We start from the raw sequence: 17,264 nt of genomic DNA, 5'->3' as shown, positions 1-17,264 counted from the left end.
AGGACACGCCGCGGGTGGAACACTGGACCGCATGACGGTCATTGGTACCCCCGAAACTCCTCACGCCACCCGAGTGCTGCTGATGGGCAGCGGCGAACTGGGCAAGGAAGTCGCGATTGAACTGATGCGCCTGGGCGTGGAAGTGATCGCGGCAGATCGCTACGCTGGCGCGCCCGCCATGCAGGTGGCGCACCGTTCGCTTGTGCTGGACATGCTTGATGCGGAGGCGTTGCGTGCCGCTATCGATGAGGTGCGTCCGCATCTGATCGTGCCGGAGATTGAGGCGCTCGCCACCGATGTGTTGGTGGAGGTGGAGCGCGAGGGCGTGGCCACGGTGATCCCGACGGCGCGTGCGACGCGGCTGACGATGGACCGTGAAGGGATTCGCCGCTTGGCGGCCGAGGAGTTGGGCCTGCCCACATCTCCGTACCGGTTTGTGGATACGCGTGACGAGCTGGTCGCAGCGGTCGCCGAGTTGGGGACGCCGTGTGTGGTGAAACCGGTGATGTCGTCTTCGGGTAAGGGTCAGTCGGTAGTGCGGGAAGCGGCCGATGCTGGGTCTGCCTGGGATTATGCGCTTGCTGGGGGGCGGGCGCAGAAGGCCCGGCTGATCGTTGAGGCGTTCGTTGAGTTCGACTACGAGATCACTCAGTTGACGGTCCGCCACGTGGATGGGGTGACGTTCTTGGAGCCCATTGGGCATGTGCAGGAGGACGGCGACTACCGGGAGTCCTGGCAGCCTCACCCCATGACTGCGGCAGCGCGCGACCGTGCCCGCGAGATCGCCGATGCTGTGACGAGTGCGTTGGGCGGTCATGGCGTGTTCGGCGTCGAGTTGTTTGTCCGGGGCGACGAGGTGCTGTTCAACGAGGTGTCGCCCCGTCCGCACGACACCGGGCTTGTGACGGTGGCGTCGCAGCGGCTCAGTGAGTTCGCGTTGCATGCGCGCGCGATCCTGGGGCTGCCGGTGGCCGATGCCGTGGAGACAGCGCCGTCGGCGTCGTGTGCCGTGTTGGGTGAGGGCTCGGGGGTGCCGATCTTTGGTGGTGTGGAGCAGGCGCTTGCCGTGCCGGAGACGGACCTGCGGCTGTTCGGAAAGCCGCGGGTGGAGGGCCGCAGGCGTATCGCTGTGACGGTGGCCCGTGGGGACGATGTCGAGGTGGCGTTGGACCGGGCGCGTGCGGCAGCGAATGCGTTGACGGTGGAGTTGGCGTGAGCGACGCGCGTGACGTGGCGGGCGACGAACTCGAGTACGGGGTAGGCCCGTGGCCGGGCGGACGCGCTGAGTGGCCCGCGGATGATCACTATGACCCGGAGCTGTTGGAGCACGGGGACCGCCGCAATGTGGTGGACCGGTACCGGTACTGGCGGCATGAAGCGATCGTTGCGGATCTTGATACGCGGCGTCACGGGTTCCATGTGGCGATTGAGAACTGGCAGCACGACTTCAACATCGGTTCGGTGGTGCGGACTGCGAATGCGTTCTTGGCGCGTGAGGTTCACATTGTGGGCCGGCGGCGGTGGAACCGTCGGGGCGCCATGGTGACGGACCGCTATCAGCATGTGCGCCATCACCCCACGGTGGAGGAGTTTGTGGCGTGGGCTCACGGTGAGGGTTTGACGGTCATCGGGATCGATAACTTGCCTGGTTCGGTGCCTATTGAGACGTTCGAGTTCCCTCGCAACTGTGTGCTGGTGTTGGGCCAAGAGTCGGTGGGGTTGACGGATGCGGTCCGTGAGGCGGCCGATGCGACTCTCGCGATTGCGCAGTATGGCTCCACCCGGTCCATTAATGCGGGTGCGGCGGCGGCGATCGCGATGCATGCGTGGGTGGGGCAGCATGCGGATATTGCGGCGGGCCACGCCTGACGTGTTGAGGCAGTCCCTGTTGTTGCATTGACGCGCCGGCAACTCGACTTCTCTGGCGTGCCGGATTACAGTTTTCGGTATGCCGAACTTTCCCCGGGTCCGTGGTGACAAAGTGCGCGTGCTGGCGGTCGCATCGGCCCTCAGCGCCGTGCTGCTGACCGCCTGCGCCGCGGGGACCGGGACTGGCACCGGGGCCGCAGACTCGGCTGACGCATCGGCTTCCGGTCAAGCGACCACGGTGGCTCCCGCCGACAACGCCGATGCCCCCCTGGTACTCACCACGTTCACGGTGCTCGCGGACATGGCGGGGAACGTTGCTGGCGACGATCTTCGCGTGGAGTCCATCACCAAGATCGGCTCGGAAATCCACGGCTACGAGCCCACGCCGGGGGACATTCGTGGCGCTCAAGATGCGGACCTGATTCTCGACAACGGTCTGGGTTTGGAGGCGTGGTTCGCCAAGTTCGTGGAGTCCGTGGATGCGCCTCACGTGGTGGTGTCGGCTGACGTGGATCCCATCGATATCGCGGGTGACGCGTATGCGGGGAAGCCGAACCCACACGCCTGGATGAGCCCCACGGATGCGCAGCTGTATGTCGATCAGATGGTTGACGCGTTCAGCACCCTGGATCCTGACAATGCCGCTGATTATGAACGCCGCGGCGAGGACTACAAAACCCAGATCGCCGATGTCGCTGCCGGGCTGGATGCGGCGCTTGCGGGGATCCCGGAGAGCCAGCGGGCGCTGGTGACGTGTGAGGGTGCGTTCTCGTATTTGACGCGTGACGCCGGCCTGGACGAGGTCTACTTGTGGCCGGTCAACGCGGAGCAACAGGCCACGCCTCAGCAGATCGCGGCGGCCATCGAGTATGTCAACGACAATGACGTGCCCGCAGTGTTTTGTGAGTCGACCGTGTCTGACAAGGCGATGCGCCAGGTTGTCGATGCCACGGATGCGGAGTTTGGCGGGACGCTGTACGTGGACTCGCTGTCCGACGACACCGGCCCCGTCCCCACGTATCTTGACCTGCTGCGCCACGATGTCGAGCTGATCGTCGAAGGTCTGGCGGGTGGCGTGGCCGCGTCGGATGCGGGTGAAACGTCGTGACGGGCCGGTCCGCGGCATTGGAAGTGCGGGACCTCACGGTCGCCTATGGCGCCGTGACTGCATTGGAGGGCTGCACCCTCACCCTCGAGCCAGGCAAGGTCACAGGCTTGATTGGCATGAACGGTTCGGGGAAGTCGACCCTGTTCAAGTCGATCATGGGCGTGGTGGAACCCCAGCACGGATCAGTGCAGGTGTGGGGGGCCGATGCCCGCAAGGCCAGGCGTTCACAGAGCCTTGCGTATGTGCCCCAGAGCGAGGACGTGGACTGGGACTTCCCGCTCACCGTGTGGGATGTGGTGATGATGGGGCGCTACGGGCACATGGGGTGGGTGCGTCGTCCTCGGCACGCTGACCGTGTCGCGGTGCAGGAAGCCCTGGAGCGGGTCGAGTTGACGGACCTGGCTCGCCGACAGATTGGCCGGTTGTCTGGCGGGCAGCGCAAGCGTGCGTTTGTGGCGCGCGGGTTGGCACAGGGGGCGCGGCTGATGCTGTTGGACGAACCCTTTGCTGGCGTGGACAAGCGTTCTGAGGCGACCATCGTGGGCTTGTTGCGGGAGCTTGCTGCCGACGGCGCCACGGTGTTGGTGTCGACCCACGATCTGCATGCGCTGCCGCAGCTCGCCGACGAGGCCGTGTTGCTGCTGCGCCGCGTGCTGTATCAAGGCTCGGTCGAGGGCGCATTGCGGCCAGAGAACCTCACCCGAGCATTCGGCATCGACCTGGGGGGTGCCGCGTGAGTGTGATCGACATCGTCTTGGAGCCCCTGCAGTACGACTTCATGGTGCGTGCTCTTGCCGTCACCGTGATTGCTGCAGTGGTGTGTGCGTTGCTGTCGTGCTGGTTGGTGCTGGTGGGATGGTCGCTCATGGGGGATGCCGTGTCGCATGCGGTGCTGCCCGGTGTGGTGCTGGCGTATGTGGTGGGCGTTCCGTTTGCCTTGGGGGCGCTCGCGTTTGGGGTGTTGGCGGTGGTGCTCATTGGGGTGCTGCGGGGGACATCGCGCGTCAAGGAGGACGCGGCGATTGGCATCGTGTTCACCACGTTGTTTGCGCTGGGTTTGGTGTTGATTTCGGTGGTGCCGTCGCAGACCGACCTGTCGCACATTCTGTTTGGGAACATCTTGGGTGTGTCGTCTCAGGACGTGTGGCAGGTGGGGCTTCTGGCGGCGGTGGCGCTCGCGGTGCTGTTGTTGAAGAGCCGTGACCTCACGTTGTTTGCGTTCGACTCCACTCATGCGCATGCGATGGGGCTGAACCCTAAGCGTTTGGGTTGGCTGCTGTTGGGTTTGCTGGCCGTGGTGTGTGTGGTGGCGTTGCAGGTGGTGGGCGTGATCTTGGTGGTGGCGCTGTTGATCATTCCTGGCGCGACGGCGTACTTGTTGACGGACTCGTTTACCCGGATGTTGTGGATTGCGCCGTTGATGTCTGCGGTGAGTTCTGTGGTGGGGATCTACCTGAGCTACTGGTTCGATGCTTCGTCTGGTGGCCTGGTGGTGGTGGTCCAGGGCGTGGTGTTCACGTTGGTGTACTTGTTCGCGCCGCGTCAGGGTCTGGTGGCGAAGATGCGGGAGCGGTCGGCGGCCCGCGCCTAGCTTCACCCCCCTCTTCTGCGTCAAATGGCTCCATTTGGTTGTTTTAGCGAGCCATAACAGCCAAATGGAGCCATTTGGCGGGGTGGGAGGGGCTGATCCGCGGGGTGGGAGGGCCGATGCGTGGGTGGAGGGGCCGATGCGGGGGCTGGCTTTACGGAACAATGGGACCTGACCGCAGCACAACCCAGGGCGCAGGAGGCAGGCCATGGCCGGACCCACGGTGACGGAGGACTACCTCAAGGCGATCTTTAACGCCGCCGAATGGTCTGAGGGGCCGGTGACGGTCACCGCGTTGTCGCAGCGGTTGGCGTTGTCGCCGTCGTCCGTTTCGGAGGTGGTGAAGAAGCTCGCGAGCCGTGGCCTCATCACGCATCAGCGGTACGGCAGCATTTCCCTCACGCCGGAGGGTGAACAGATTGCGCTCGCGACTGTCCGCAAGCACAGGCTCATCGAGACGTTCCTGGTCGACTACTTGGGTTACGGCTGGCATGAGGTGCATGACGAGGCCGAGGTCTTGGAGCATGCGGTGTCGGACACGTTTGTGGAGCGATTGGCGGAGAAACTGGGTCAGCCCACACATGACCCGCACGGCGACCCCATTCCCACGGCCGCGGGAGTCCTGCCTGAAGAGGAACTGACCGCGATCCCTGACGTGCCCTCAGGGACGCAGGTGCGTATTGCACGTGTGTGGGATGACGACCCAGAACTGTTGCAGCACTTGCGCGGTGTGGGCCTCGACATTGGCACGGAGCTCACTGTCGCGGCGCAGCATCCTGCGGCTGGCACGGTCGAACTCACTCTGGACGGCGCCACGGTCAGCCTGGGCCTCCCGGCGGCCCGCGCGATCCTGACTGCCGCCGTGTAGCGGGCCTGACTGGTCCTTGCGCATCGTGCAGTTCTACCTATGGACAGTTTGTCCGAATTGGCTTACTGTCTGTTTCACGGCCACACAACAGGGTGTGGTTGTTCTGATCTAGGGGGATGTACTGAAGTGAAAACACGTGTGTTTGGGGGGGCTTCGCTCCTTGTAGTTCCGCTTCTTGTGGTGAGCGCTACGGCAAGTAGCGCGGCGCCAGCAGAGATTGATGCTGACGATGTGGCTGCTGTGATTGAGCAGGCTGTGCCTGCCGATCAGGTGGCAGTGGTGGAACAGCCGGACAGCGTTGCTGCCGGGGTTGTGTTGTTTGAGTCTGGCGGCGAGGCTCACCTTGAGGTTGAGGTTTCCTTGGATGCCGACACTCCGGTGGTGATCGATAATGACGTGGACTCGCCTGTGGAGATCTCGCTTCCGACTGAAGTGATGGTGGCCGATGGTGACGTGGCTGCCGATGGGACAGTGGTGTACGCCGCGGATCATGGTGATGCTCATGCTGCGGTGCAGGTCCTCGACGACGGCGTCCGGTTGCAGACCGTCCTTGAAGGCCCTGAAGCCGCCTCGACGTACTCGTATGAGTTCGGTGCAGGTGTGGAGCCGGTGCTGATGGAAGACGGTTCGGTTGAACTCGTCGAACAGGTCAATGAAGGTATCTCAGTGGTCGTGGGCACAATCGACTCGCCGTGGGCAGTGGATGCCAATGGAGATGACGTTGCTACCCACTACACGGTGGAAGGGTCCACGCTCGTTCAGCACGTGGAACACAGCGCTAGCAGCGCCTACCCCATCACCGCAGACCCGACCGTCTCACTTGGCTGGTGGCGCTATCTCCACTTCAACAAAGCAGAAACAAAGTCAATTGCAAGTGGTGGCTGGACTGTTGCCGCGATTTCGGCAGTTTGCGCAAGGGCCCACTGGGCTGCGGGCGCCGCGTGTGCCGCACAAGCTGGGGCAATCGTCTATGTGGCTAATACGGGAGTAAACTCATCGCCAATGAAGTGCCTGGTTCTAAAGTTCTCACACGCAGGAGGACTTGCTTCTCTGCCTGGCACGTATAGGGATTCCAGGTGTAAGTGATGAAGGCTAAGCTAAAGACTCTGGGCGTATTTCTCTTAGGACTGGGAGTCGGCCTGGCGCTGGGTGAGTTCGCGCTACGCTGGCAGGGCTGGGAGGGGTCGACCGTGGTGAGTATGGTGGGCGCACTGCTTGCATTGACGGGTCTGTTCTTGACCTTGATACGAGTGCGCAGTCCACGTCGCGTTGACGCTTAGCTTGGGAGGAAAGTCGGCTCCGCAATTTCGACACGATTGCGGAGCCGACTTTTCTGTGGAACCAGTGCAGGCTATCAAGCGGAACGGCCGACACTCGCCTAGCACGTATAGGATGCCGCTGGCGCTGCTTGCCCCCCATCGCGACAGACCCGAAAGTAACCATTGGGAGGGGCATCTATGTTCGATATAACAAGTCTGAGACCAAGCGCCTTGTCAACGGTAAAGCCGGCGCTATCAACGACAAACTGAAGTATGCGGCGATTCTGTGCGCGCCTCTCGCGACAGCAGGGACAGCTGGTGCTGCAGCCGCCGCTGGTTGCGCATACTACGTCTACGACGTGTCGAGCTCGATTGTCCGGACCGCCAAAGATGCCGCCGCGAAGAATCAATGCTTCGAACTCGTGTACATCTACGTGGGCACTGCCTCAAAGTGGAAGGGTTACCCATGTTGATCAAGGTCGTGATAAACGCGCTCGCCATGGGAGTGCTGTTTGCGGTGTTCGCGGTTGTCGTTCAACTCATATGGAATCTAGCTGGCTCAAGCACTGCTGATGTCGATCTCTCCACGGTTGCTGTTGTGCGCGTCGTCGGAGTTGTCAGGTCGCTGCTTGCACAGGTCCGAACTCTTCGACGGTAGCTCCGACGTATCCCAGGTTCAGTTGCACGCTTTGGTGCCGCGCCGAACGCCTCGGTTTGCGATGCGACTTCGCGCCGAGTCGACAGAGCGCGGGTGCCAAGTGTGTGAAGTAGGGAGTAAGGCCTGATGTCAAAGTTCAGCCGTGTCGCGTGGGCGAGTGTCCTGGTGTTCCTTGCTTTGTCGATCCCAATGATCATGGTCGCCGGCAACCGTGCCGAGGCGCTCGCCTCTGTTGTCTTCGTGGGTGTGCCTGTTGTCGCTGGCGCGTTAGGCGTTGTGTGGGTCGTGTTTCGCTCGAAGCGACGTGAACAGAGCGGGCGCTGACCTGGCGTGGGACTACGCCAATCATGCTGGCAAGGTCAGACCCGACACCACCTCCCCAAGAAACTTCCGCAAGCCGTGTCGATCTGCGCGGCTTTGTGCGTCGTCAGGGTGAGACTTGGGAGTGGCTCAGTCTCATCGACCTGGAGGTTTCACCATGAAGTACCTGCTTCTCATTGCATCTGACCCCACGTTGCCCTCGCCTGAACCGGGAGATGACAGCTTCGATGAGTACATGGCGGCATGGAGTCAGTACGAGCAAGAACTGAACGATGCCGGCGTCAACCTGGGTGGGGAGGCGCTGCAGGGCGCGGAGACGGCCACCACGGTTCGTCACCAGGACGGCACCACGACCATTGCTGATGGCCCTTTTGCGGAACTCAAGGAGCATGTGGGCGGCTACTACTTGATCGACGTTGACACGTTGGACGATGCGATCGGGTGGGCACGCAAGCTGCCGGTGGGGACTGGTGCGGTGGAAGTCCGCCCCGTGTTCCCTACCGACGAGTTCTGAGGGGCTGACCGCCATCACGCCGGATGAGGCACTGTCTCGCGTTGCCCGTGAGGAGGGTGGGCGTCTGCTTGCCCTCCTCACGGACCGGCTGGGCAACATCGAGATTGCGCACGACAGTCTGCAAGAGGCGTACACGAAGGCTGCAGCGACGTGGGCCGATGCTGGGGTTCCGGACGATGCGGCCGCGTGGGTGTACGTGGTGGCTCGCAACACGGGGATCGATCGTCTGCGCCGGGACACCGCTGCGGGGCGGCGGTTGGCGTCGCAGGTGCGGGTGTTAGAGACCGCTGTTGCTGCGGAGGCTGCGGACGATGCCGGGGACGACGGGTCAGGCGTTGAGGACGCGCGCATCGATGAGCAGGCGAGTGTCAGCGATGACCACCTCCGTCTTTTGCTGTTGTGCTGCCACCCGGCGCTGTCGCGGGACACGCAGGTCACCCTGACGTTGAGGCTTGCCGCGGGCCTGACGACGCAAGAGATTGCGGCGGCCTTGCTGGTGCCGGAGGCGACAGTTCAGCAGCGCGTGGTGCGGGCCAAGCGCAAGATCAGGGCGGCGAACATTCCCCTGGTGATACCGGCAGACCTGCATGAACGTGCCGCAGTGTTGACGACAGTGCTGGGTTTCATCTTCAACGAAGGCTATGTGGCACATTCGGCGGATGCGGGGACGCTGACTCGTGCAGACCTCGCCGACCAAGCGATCCGGCTGACCGCCACCGCGGCGGACGCTCTGCCCGACGAACCGGAGCTTGCGGGGCTCCTTGCGCTTCAACTGTTTCATCGCTCCCGGGAAGCGGCCCGCACTGACAGTAGCGGCGAGCTGGTGAGGCTTGCCGACCAGGACCGCACCTTGTGGGATCGCGGCATGGTGGCGCGCGGCTTCACGGTGCTCGCGGAAGCGTTGGCTCAACGACAGTTGGGTCCATGGCAGGTGCAGGCGCTCATCGCAGCCGAACACACCCGTGCCAGCACCAACTGGGACCGCATCTTGCGCTACTACGACACTCTGATCTCGATGAGTCCTGGACCAGTCCCGCGGCTTGCTCGTGCAGTCGCTGTCGCTGAAGTCGACGGCCCTCAGGCCGCGCTCGCGGCTGTTGACCACATTGACGGCCTGGAGGCGTACCACCTGTTCCACGCCACCCGTGCGGATCTGCTCGAACAGTTGGGACGCGACACGGAAGCACGGTCTGCTTGGGAACGCGCCGCCGCCCTGTGCCGTAACCCCACCGAGGCCGCCTACGCCACCCGCCGCGCCCGACGCATCGGCCCGTGACGCCCAACGCATCGGCCCGTGACGCCTGTGATCCTCGCCGGTCCCAGGCATCGGCCCTGCGCACGGGACCACGGACCCATACCGTGTGCTCTTGATATCTGACAGAATGGACGACGGTTCCAACCACACAACTTCAGGAGAGACACATGGCTATCGCCACTACTGAGTCCTACGCCGCGATGCTGGACGCCGCCAAGGCTGGCGGCTACGCGTTCCCCGCGATCAACATCACCTCGTCGTCCTCCGTGACCGCCGCTATCCAGGGTTTTGCCGAGGCTGAGTCTGACGGCATCATCCAGGTTTCGGTCGGTGGCGGTCAGTACGCTTCCGGCTCCACCATCAAGGACGCTGTTGTCGGTTCGCTCGCTCTTGCTGCCTACGCTCGCGTGGTTGCTGAGAAGTACGGCGTCACCATCGCCCTGCACACCGACCACTGCCACAAGGTTTACCTTGACGAGTGGCTGAAGCCGCTGCTGAAGATCGAAGCCGAGTCGATTGCTTCCGGCAACGGCCCCATCTTCAACTCGCACATGTGGGACGGTTCCTCCGTGCCGATGGACGAGAACCTCGCTATCGCTGAAGAGCTCCTCGAGCTGTCGCAGGCTGCACACACCCTCCTCGAGATCGAGATCGGTGTTGTCGGCGGTGAAGAAGACGGCCACTCGGCAGAGGTCAACGACAAGCTGTACTCGACCCCCGAAGACGGCATTGCCACCATCGAGAAGCTGGGCCTTGGCGAAAAGGGTCGTTACCTGACCGCCATGACCTTCGGTAACGTGCACGGCGCTTACAAGCCTGGTGCTGTGAAGCTCCGTCCCGAGATCCTGGGCGACATCCAGGCTGCTGCTGCCGCGAAGTTCGGCAAGGACAAGCCGTTCGACCTCGTGTTCCACGGTGGCTCCGGTTCGACCGCGGAAGAGATCGCTACCGCTGTGTCGCACGGTGTGATCAAGATGAACATCGACACCGACACCCAGTACGCCTACACGCGTCCTGTCGTGGACCACATGATGAAGAACTACGACGGCGTCCTCAAGGTTGACGGCGAGTGGGGCAACAAGAAGGCTTACGACCCCCGCGCCTGGGGCAAGCTTGCTGAGGCCGGCATGGCCGCTCGCGTTGTCGAGGCCTGCCAGCAGCTCGGCTCCGCTGGTAAGAAGATCTAAGTCCGACCATTCGGCGCGTCAGCCCCGGGGAGTCGGTAGACACCCCGGGGCTGACGTACGTCTGGCCGATGCGCGCGCGGCGTCGCGTAGGATTCTCGCGCGTATGGTCGGATAGACAACGCGGGATAGACCCGCGGCACCAAGCCCCCGGCAAAGAACCGGGGTGAGGGGAGAGGGCAGATGCCCGGAGTAGTGATTGTCGGCGCCCAGTGGGGCGACGAAGGCAAGGGCAAGGCCACCGATGTGCTGGGTTCGCGCGTCGACTATGTGGTGAAGTTCAACGGGGGAAACAACGCGGGCCACACGGTTGTCATTGGTGACCAGAAGTTCGCGCTGCATTTGCTGCCTTCCGGCATTCTGACCCCGGGGGTGACGCCTGTCATCGGTAACGGTGTGGTCGTTGACATCTCCGTGTTGTTCAAGGAGATTGATGCGCTGATTGAGCGGGGTGTTGACCCGTCCAAGCTGCTCGTCTCTAATGCTGCGCACGTGATTGCTCCGTATGCGCGCACGTTGGACAACGTGTCTGAACGTTTCTTGGGCAAGCGCAAGATTGGTACGACTGGCCGTGGCATTGGCCCGGCGTATGCGGACAAGATCAACCGTCTAGGTATCCGCATGGGCGACCTGTTCGACGAGGAGTTGTTGCGCGACAAGATCGAGGGCGCGCTCGAACAGAAGAATCACTTGCTGGTCAAGGTGTACAACCGCCGTGCGATCTCTGTTGATGAGGTTGCTGACGAGCTGTTGCAGTACCGCGACCGGCTCCAGCCGATGGTGACGGATACGTCGTTGGTGTTGAACCAGGCGCTTGACCGTGGTGAGACGGTGTTGTTCGAGGGCGGTCAGGCCACCATGCTTGATGTCGACCACGGCACGTATCCGTTTGTGACGTCGTCGTCCGCGACTGCTGGTGGTGCGTCGACGGGTTCGGGTGTGGGGCCTACGCGCATTGACTCTGTGATTGGCATTGTGAAGGCGTACACCACCCGTGTGGGTGAGGGGCCGATGCCCACTGAACTGTTCGACGAGTACGGCGAGCACTTGGCTCAGGTGGGCCACGAGTTTGGTACTACTACGGGCCGTGCGCGCCGTTGTGGTTGGTATGACGCGGTGATCGCGCGTTATGCGTCGCGTATCAACGGTTTGACGGACTTGGTTCTGACCAAGCTTGATGTGCTGACGGGTCTCAAGGAGATTCCCGTGTGCGTGGCGTATGACGTCAACGGTGTGCGTCATGAGGAGCTGCCGCAGGATCAGGCTGACTTCGCCGCTGCGACGCCCATTTATGAGAACTTGCCCGGCTGGGATGAGGACATTTCTGGGGCGCGCGAGTTCTCCGACTTGCCTCAGACTGCGCAGGACTATGTGATGGCGTTGGAGAAGATTTCGAACTGCCGGATTTCCGCGATTGGTGTGGGTCCGGGCCGTGACGAGATCATCGTCAACCACGACTTGCTTCACGCTCGCGGCGCCTAACTAGCCGTCGCTACTGCGTAGCGTTCACCAGAGGCCCTCTTCCCTGGCCCGTGGAGACACGGTGCGGGAAGGGGGTTTCTGTGTTGTGGGGAGTCATGTCGCGATGGTGCGGATGGCTGATATCCAGGTTTCGACGTGGCCGAGGCGATGGGGATCGCAGCGGTAGTGCCGGGTGGGGCCGTCTTTGCTCACGGTGACAAGACCGGCTTTGGCGAGCACTTGTAGGTGGTGGGAGCCTCGCGCTGTGGAGACGCCAAAGGTGTCGGCCACTGATGCTGAGAGGTCGGATGCTGTGGCGCCGTCGCCCTCCATGATTTGCAGGAGGAACCGGCGTGCAGGATGCGCGATCGCGGCGAGCACGGTGTCCAGATGGCCCTCGAACTCGAGGTGCTCTCTAGGGTCCCGGGCCATCCAAGGAATGCTGGGTGTGAGGGGCATGGTGTGTTGTTCCCGTTGTTCTTGGTTTGCCGAGAATAGCCAGGACGAACCCCCACCTGCTGGCGCTGACAGAGACTTGTGGATACCAGCCGGGTGAGGCTCGTTCCACACCTCGCTAGACTCACACGCGTGAAGGTACTGATTGTCGGCCCGGGAGCCCGTGAGCACGCCATTGCCCGCTCCCTCCACCTTGACCCCGCGGTCACCGAACTGCACGCCGTTCCGGGCAACCCCGGCATCGGCCAGATTGCGACGCTGCACGCAGGTGACGCGAACGACGGCGCGGCCGTGGCCGCACTCGCCACCGACCTGGGTGCAGACCTGGTGGTCGTGGGGCCGGAAGCACCACTCGTTGCCGGAGTGGCCGACGCCGTGCGTGACGCAGGCATCCCCGTGTTCGGCCCCAGCGCAGAAGCCGCCATGCTCGAAGGCTCCAAAGCATTCGCCAAAGAAATCATGGCCGCCGCGAAAGTCCCCACCGCCGAACCGCGCGTGTGCACCACTCGCGACCACCTGGATGCGGCCCTCGCAGAGTTCGGCGCCCCCTACGTAGTGAAGGACGATGGACTCGCCGCCGGCAAGGGTGTGGTCGTCACCGACAACCGCGATGAAGCCACCGCCCACGGTCAAGCGATCCTGGACGCAGGCGGCACTATCGTCATCGAAGAGTTCCTTGACGGCCCCGAAGTCTCCCTGTTCTGCATCTGCGACGGTGCCACCGTCATCCCACTGCAGCCCGCCCAAGACTTCAAGCGCGCCTACGACGGCGACGCAGGCCTCAACACCGGCGGCATGGGCGCATACACGCCACTGCCATGGGCCCCCATCGACCTGGTGGAGCAAGTCGTCAACAATGTCGCTCAGCCCACTGTCGACGAGATGGCCCGCCGCGGAACACCGTTCTCCGGAGTGCTGTACTGCGGACTCGCGCTGACCAGCAAGGGCCTGCGCGTGGTGGAGTTCAACGCGCGGTTCGGTGACCCGGAAACACAGTCCGTGCTCGCCCGCCTCGAAACCCCGCTAGGCGGCGTGCTGCTGGCTGCCGCGGAAGGCCACCTCCACGACATCGACCCCCTGGTGTGGAGCGACGACGCGTTCGTGACCGTGGTGCTTGCCTCCCACGGTTACCCAGAATCAGCGCGCAAGGGCGACCCCATCACCGGAACCGACGCTGCCGAAAACGTTGACGGTGCTCACGTCCTCCACGCCGGCACTGCGACCGACAGCGAAGGACAGTTGGTCGCGGCAGGTGGACGTGTCCTGTCTGTGGTGGGTCGCGGCACCACACTCGCCGATGCCCGCGCCGCGGCATACGACGCCCTGGCCAAGATCGACCTTCCCGGCTCCCACCACCGCAGCGACATCGCACTCAAAGCCGCAGAAGGTGAAGCCAACGCACGAGAGGCACTCGCCTAATGGCCGGTCACGTCATCGAACCCACGGCTCCAGAGCTGGACGGCTGGCGCCACATCTACTCCGGCAAGATCCGGGACCTCTACGAACCCGTGGAACCACATCCGCGCGGTGACGTGGTGCTGGTGGTCGCATCGGACCGCATCAGTGCCTACGACTGGGTGCTGCCCACAGAGATCCCCGGCAAGGGCGGAGTGCTGACGGGCCTCAGCCTGTGGTGGTTCGACCAGGTGGCGGACATTGTCCCCAACCACACCGTTGAAGCTCCCGTGCCTGCGGAGGTTCAAGGCCGCGCCATGGTGTGTCAGCGGCTCCAGATGTTCTCCGTGGAATGCGTGGCACGCGGATACCTCACCGGTTCCGGTCTAGCCGAGTATCGCGAATCGGGCACCGTGTGCGGCATCCCCCTGCCGGAAGGCTTGGAAGACGGATCGCGCCTGCCGGAACCCATCTTCACCCCCGCCACCAAAGCAGAGGTTGGCAAGCACGACGAGAACGTGAGCTTCGACGCGGTCGCGGCGTTGCTGGGTCAGGAAGACGCGGAAGAACTGCGCCGCCTCACCATCGAGGTTTACAAGCGTGCGCACGACATCGCCGCCGCCAAGGGCATCATCCTGGCGGACACCAAGTTCGAGTTCGGACGCGACAGCGAAGGCCGCATCGTCTTGGGCGACGAGGTCCTGACCCCCGACTCCAGCCGGTTCTGGCCGGAGGACACCTGGGAGCCGGGCAAGGCTCAACCCAGCTTCGACAAGCAGTTCGTCCGCGACTGGCTCACCAGCACCGAATCTGGCTGGGACAAGTCCTCAGAGACACCCCCGCCAGCGTTGCCAGCCGATGTCGTGGAACGCACCCGCCAGCGCTACCTGGAGGCGTTCGACCGCCTCGCCAAGCAGTAGCGCCGCGCGGTCACCAGTCGATCTGTGGCGACTGGTGGAACGCGAGCCCGTCGCGACGCCATGACGCGGCGGCAACAGCCACGCGTGCGCGGTAGTCTTCCCAGTCCTTGCGTTCGGGAGCGGTCCACGCCACCTCCGCGGTCGCGGTGAGGCGCGGCAGCAGCATGTCGAACAGTTCGTCCTGAGTGGACAGCGTCTCTGTCCAGAGAGCTGCCTCGACACCGTGAATCTGGTCTTCGGGAACGCCCTCAATGACAGTTGCGGGGTCCCAGTCGTAGGCGGTGCGTGCCTCGATGAGTCCAGCCCAGTCCTGGCCTAGCGGGTACTCGGCGGTGTACTTCATGTCCAAATAGGCGTGGTTGCCAGGAGACATGATGAAGCGCGAGCCACGCTTGGCCGCTTCAACGAACGGCGTCTTGTCGGAGCGAGTGTCCCAGTACTGCACGATGGTGCCAGGGCGCGTGGGTGCGGCAGCGGCTTCCTGCCACATGATGACCTGCTTGCCGGTGTCTGCCACCACATCTTCAAGAAGCGTGATGAACTTCGCGTATTCCTCGGCGCCCAACGTGAGGGCTTCGTCGCCGCCCACGTGCAAGTAGTCGCCGTCGGTGATGCCTGCCATGTCCGTCAGCACGTCCCGAATGAACGGCTCGGTGGTGGGCAAATCGAACGTGAGCTGGGAGAAGCCCACTTCCATTCCTTCGTACTTGTCGGTGGCCTTGCCGTCGGGGCGCAGGTCGCCGTAGATCGCGGTGGCGGCGTTGGTGTGGCCGGGCATGTCGATCTCAGGGACGACTGTCACGAACCGTTCCGCGGCGTAGTCCTGGAGCTGGCGGAAGTCGGCGAGCGTGAGATAGCCGCCTGCTTTGCCGCTGTTCGAAGTGTCGGAGGAGAGCTTGGCCAGTTCGGGACGCGAAGGGTTTTCGATGCGCCACCCCTGGTCATCCGTGAGGTGCAGGTGAAGCACGTTGAACTTGTATGACGCGAGCACGTCGATCACGATCTCCAACTGCTTCATGGGGAAGAAGTTGCGTGCGATGTCGAGGGTCAGTCCCCGCCATCCGTAGCGGGGCGCGTCGGTGACCACCACGGCTTCGAGTGCGGGCGCTCCGAATGTGTCCGTGGTGACGAGCTGGCGCAACGTCTGAACGCCGTAGTACAGGCCTGCGGGGGTCGCGCCGGACACCACTGCGGGACGGACGGTGGTGTCGACCGTGTAGCGCTCCGGGTGGTCGGAACCCTCAGGCCCTGCCGCGGCGTCGATACGCAACTGAATCGCGGGTGCCCCCGGCTCTGGTGCCTCTGTGAGCGGGACCGTCACCCCGGCATCGGCGCTCATCAAAGCCGATGCTTGCAGGGCGATGCGTTGTTCCGTGGCACTGGGTCCGGCAATGAAAACGGCGCCGTCCAGGGACAGTGCGGTGGTGCCTTGGGGCGTGGAAACCTGCAGCGGCTGGGGGATGATCGCGGGCATCGCTTACCTCGTCGTTGTGGCGGACCTAACGTGCGGAACGGACTCGGATTGACCGGAGGTCGAATCGCTTCGTCTTGACCAGCGAGATTACCTCACGCAGAGGGCTGGTCAGGACCAGAATGGCTGTGTTGTGGATGGCCGTGCGGGGCGTCGATGTCGACGCGCTTGCCGCCCACCGTGGGGACACCCCAGCCGAACTTGATGGACGCTAATCGCACCCCCAAGATCACCACCATGGGAACCCAGAAAACCAGGGTCCGGGGAACGTCGAACCACAACAGCACCGCATAGACCGCCGCACCCGCAAGCGCCGCGGTGGCGTAGAACTGGCCGTTGCGCAGCACGTCGGGCACATCGTTGGCCAGCAGATCGCGAATGATGCCGCCACCCACGCCGGTGAGGACACCCATGACAGCCGCGACAAACAGCGACGCCCCCGCATCGATCGCTACCCCCGTACCCACCACCACAAACACGGCCAGGCCAATGGCATCGGACGCCTGCACAATGCGGAACCGTTCCAACCGGTCCAACGGATGCCAGCGAGCAAACAGCGCTACCGCCAACCCCACCCCAATACTCACCACCAGGAAACTGGGGCTTTCCATCCAGAACACGGGAACGTCAAGGATGACGTCACGCATGGTTCCGCCGCCCACTGCCACCATGCCCGCCAGCACCACAGCTCCGACCCAGTCCATACGCTTGCGGCCCGCCGCCACCGCCCCAGAGATAGCGAACGCCATCGTGCCGATGTACTCCAGCACGGTCCGCAACGTTCCGAGCGCGGAGTCGATGATTTCTGGGGCGGACGCCAACGCAAGCGAGGCAGCGTCAATGAGGGTGGGCATGGCGGTGCCAATCCTGTGAGACAGTGGGAGGGTCGGCGCGCCAACGGCGACGCGTCGACCCTCATGCTACCTAGGGGCCAGGT

18 protein-coding genes are annotated in these 17,264 nt (G+C 63.6%); 15 read left to right on the top strand and 3 right to left on the bottom strand.

The window, feature by feature from the left end:
* The first annotated feature begins 31 nt into the window (after positions 1 to 31).
* The 13 genes from purT to ON058_RS00985 all read left to right on the top strand — a co-directional run bounded on the left by purT (position 32) and on the right by ON058_RS00985 (position 12,106).
* The gene (gene purT / locus ON058_RS01045; RefSeq protein WP_274667175.1) at positions 32 to 1,216 is read left to right on the top strand and encodes a formate-dependent phosphoribosylglycinamide formyltransferase; all 1,185 of its coding nucleotides are present in this window, start codon (positions 32 to 34) and stop codon (positions 1,214 to 1,216) included.
* Entirely contained in the window at positions 1,213 to 1,869 is a 657-nt protein-coding gene (locus ON058_RS01040; protein WP_274667174.1) for a TrmH family RNA methyltransferase, read from the top strand. The genes purT and ON058_RS01040 overlap by 4 nt, the downstream gene beginning before the upstream one ends.
* Positions 1,870 to 1,948: 79 nt before the next feature.
* Positions 1,949 to 2,977, top strand: coding sequence for a metal ABC transporter substrate-binding protein (locus ON058_RS01035; RefSeq protein WP_274667173.1), 1,029 nt, complete (start codon positions 1,949 to 1,951; stop codon positions 2,975 to 2,977).
* Entirely contained in the window at positions 2,974 to 3,714 is a 741-nt protein-coding gene (locus ON058_RS01030) for a metal ABC transporter ATP-binding protein (RefSeq protein ID WP_274667172.1), read from the top strand. The genes ON058_RS01035 and ON058_RS01030 overlap by 4 nt, the downstream gene beginning before the upstream one ends.
* Complete coding sequence (locus tag ON058_RS01025; RefSeq protein ID WP_274667171.1) at positions 3,711 to 4,568, top strand: metal ABC transporter permease; 858 nt, start codon at positions 3,711 to 3,713, stop codon at positions 4,566 to 4,568. The genes ON058_RS01030 and ON058_RS01025 overlap by 4 nt, the downstream gene beginning before the upstream one ends.
* Positions 4,569 to 4,773: 205 nt before the next feature.
* A complete protein-coding gene (locus tag ON058_RS01020; protein WP_274667170.1) occupies positions 4,774 to 5,433 on the top strand; it encodes a metal-dependent transcriptional regulator in 660 nt (219 codons plus the stop codon).
* Between the two features lie 180 nt (positions 5,434 to 5,613).
* On the top strand, positions 5,614 to 6,519 hold the full coding sequence (locus tag ON058_RS01015) for a hypothetical protein (protein WP_274667169.1): 906 nt from the start codon (positions 5,614 to 5,616) through the stop codon (positions 6,517 to 6,519).
* Positions 6,519 to 6,713, top strand: a complete 195-nt coding sequence (locus tag ON058_RS01010; RefSeq protein ID WP_274667168.1) for a hypothetical protein — start codon at positions 6,519 to 6,521, stop codon at positions 6,711 to 6,713. Before ON058_RS01015 ends, ON058_RS01010 begins: the two co-directional genes overlap by 1 nt.
* 763 nt (positions 6,714 to 7,476) lie before the next feature.
* A complete protein-coding gene (locus tag ON058_RS01005; protein ID WP_274667167.1) occupies positions 7,477 to 7,674 on the top strand; it encodes a hypothetical protein in 198 nt (65 codons plus the stop codon).
* Positions 7,675 to 7,828: 154 nt separating this feature from the next.
* Positions 7,829 to 8,185, top strand: coding sequence for a YciI family protein (locus ON058_RS01000; protein WP_274667166.1), 357 nt, complete (start codon positions 7,829 to 7,831; stop codon positions 8,183 to 8,185).
* Positions 8,142 to 9,461: an RNA polymerase sigma factor gene (locus tag ON058_RS00995; protein ID WP_274667165.1), complete on the top strand. Its 1,320-nt coding sequence runs from the start codon at positions 8,142 to 8,144 to the stop codon at positions 9,459 to 9,461. The genes ON058_RS01000 and ON058_RS00995 overlap by 44 nt, the downstream gene beginning before the upstream one ends.
* A 146-nt stretch (positions 9,462 to 9,607) precedes the next feature.
* Positions 9,608 to 10,627: a class II fructose-bisphosphate aldolase gene (gene fbaA / locus ON058_RS00990; RefSeq protein ID WP_274667164.1), complete on the top strand. Its 1,020-nt coding sequence runs from the start codon at positions 9,608 to 9,610 to the stop codon at positions 10,625 to 10,627.
* 180 nt (positions 10,628 to 10,807) lie between these two features.
* Positions 10,808 to 12,106 (top strand): adenylosuccinate synthase, encoded by a 1,299-nt coding sequence (locus ON058_RS00985; protein ID WP_274667163.1) that lies wholly within the window; start codon positions 10,808 to 10,810, stop codon positions 12,104 to 12,106.
* Between the two features lie 93 nt (positions 12,107 to 12,199).
* Here the strand turns inward: ON058_RS00985 and ON058_RS00980 are convergent, their stop codons facing one another.
* Entirely contained in the window at positions 12,200 to 12,517 is a 318-nt protein-coding gene (locus tag ON058_RS00980; RefSeq protein ID WP_274667162.1) for a helix-turn-helix transcriptional regulator, read from the bottom strand.
* 156 nt (positions 12,518 to 12,673) lie between these two features.
* Here ON058_RS00980 and purD point away from each other — a divergent pair, with 156 nt between their 5' ends.
* Together purD and ON058_RS00970 are read left to right on the top strand one after the other, a co-directional pair.
* Positions 12,674 to 13,960 (top strand): phosphoribosylamine--glycine ligase, encoded by a 1,287-nt coding sequence (gene purD / locus ON058_RS00975; RefSeq protein ID WP_274667161.1) that lies wholly within the window; start codon positions 12,674 to 12,676, stop codon positions 13,958 to 13,960.
* Entirely contained in the window at positions 13,960 to 14,856 is an 897-nt protein-coding gene (locus ON058_RS00970; protein WP_274667160.1) for a phosphoribosylaminoimidazolesuccinocarboxamide synthase, read from the top strand. Before purD ends, ON058_RS00970 begins: the two co-directional genes overlap by 1 nt.
* A gap of 10 nt (positions 14,857 to 14,866) precedes the next feature.
* Here ON058_RS00970 and ON058_RS00965 read toward each other — a convergent pair whose 3' ends face one another.
* Both ON058_RS00965 and ON058_RS00960 read right to left on the bottom strand, forming a co-directional pair.
* The gene (locus tag ON058_RS00965; RefSeq protein ID WP_274667159.1) at positions 14,867 to 16,330 is read right to left on the bottom strand and encodes a family 20 glycosylhydrolase; all 1,464 of its coding nucleotides are present in this window, start codon (positions 16,328 to 16,330) and stop codon (positions 14,867 to 14,869) included.
* A 92-nt stretch (positions 16,331 to 16,422) separates the two neighbouring features.
* Entirely contained in the window at positions 16,423 to 17,181 is a 759-nt protein-coding gene (locus tag ON058_RS00960; RefSeq protein ID WP_274667158.1) for a trimeric intracellular cation channel family protein, read from the bottom strand.
* Positions 17,182 to 17,264: the final 83 nt, after the last annotated feature.

This window comes from Demequina sp. B12 (assembly GCF_028823635.1).
Lineage (GTDB): Bacteria > Actinomycetota > Actinomycetes > Actinomycetales > Demequinaceae > Demequina.
The sequence above is the reverse complement of the archived record's forward strand: the minus strand, read 5'-3'. Positions and strand labels throughout refer to the sequence as shown.

Excerpts from the sequence above, each read along its gene's own strand:
- ON058_RS00965 (WP_274667159.1), bottom strand. The coding sequence starts at position 16,330 with ATGCCCGCGATCATCCCCCAGCCGCTGCAGGTTTCCACGCCCCAAGGC.
- purT (WP_274667175.1), top strand. The coding sequence starts at position 32 with ATGACGGTCATTGGTACCCCCGAAACTCCTCACGCCACCCGAGTGCTG.
- ON058_RS00980 (WP_274667162.1), bottom strand. The coding sequence starts at position 12,517 with ATGGCCCGGGACCCTAGAGAGCACCTCGAGTTCGAGGGCCATCTGGAC.
- ON058_RS01020 (WP_274667170.1), top strand. The coding sequence starts at position 4,774 with ATGGCCGGACCCACGGTGACGGAGGACTACCTCAAGGCGATCTTTAAC.
- ON058_RS01035 (WP_274667173.1), top strand. The coding sequence starts at position 1,949 with ATGCCGAACTTTCCCCGGGTCCGTGGTGACAAAGTGCGCGTGCTGGCG.
- ON058_RS01005 (WP_274667167.1), top strand. The coding sequence starts at position 7,477 with ATGTCAAAGTTCAGCCGTGTCGCGTGGGCGAGTGTCCTGGTGTTCCTT.
- ON058_RS00985 (WP_274667163.1), top strand. The coding sequence starts at position 10,808 with ATGCCCGGAGTAGTGATTGTCGGCGCCCAGTGGGGCGACGAAGGCAAG.
- ON058_RS00970 (WP_274667160.1), top strand. The coding sequence starts at position 13,960 with ATGGCCGGTCACGTCATCGAACCCACGGCTCCAGAGCTGGACGGCTGG.
- ON058_RS01000 (WP_274667166.1), top strand. The coding sequence starts at position 7,829 with ATGAAGTACCTGCTTCTCATTGCATCTGACCCCACGTTGCCCTCGCCT.
- ON058_RS01010 (WP_274667168.1), top strand. The coding sequence starts at position 6,519 with ATGAAGGCTAAGCTAAAGACTCTGGGCGTATTTCTCTTAGGACTGGGA.
- ON058_RS00960 (WP_274667158.1), bottom strand. The coding sequence starts at position 17,181 with ATGCCCACCCTCATTGACGCTGCCTCGCTTGCGTTGGCGTCCGCCCCA.
- fbaA (WP_274667164.1), top strand. The coding sequence starts at position 9,608 with ATGGCTATCGCCACTACTGAGTCCTACGCCGCGATGCTGGACGCCGCC.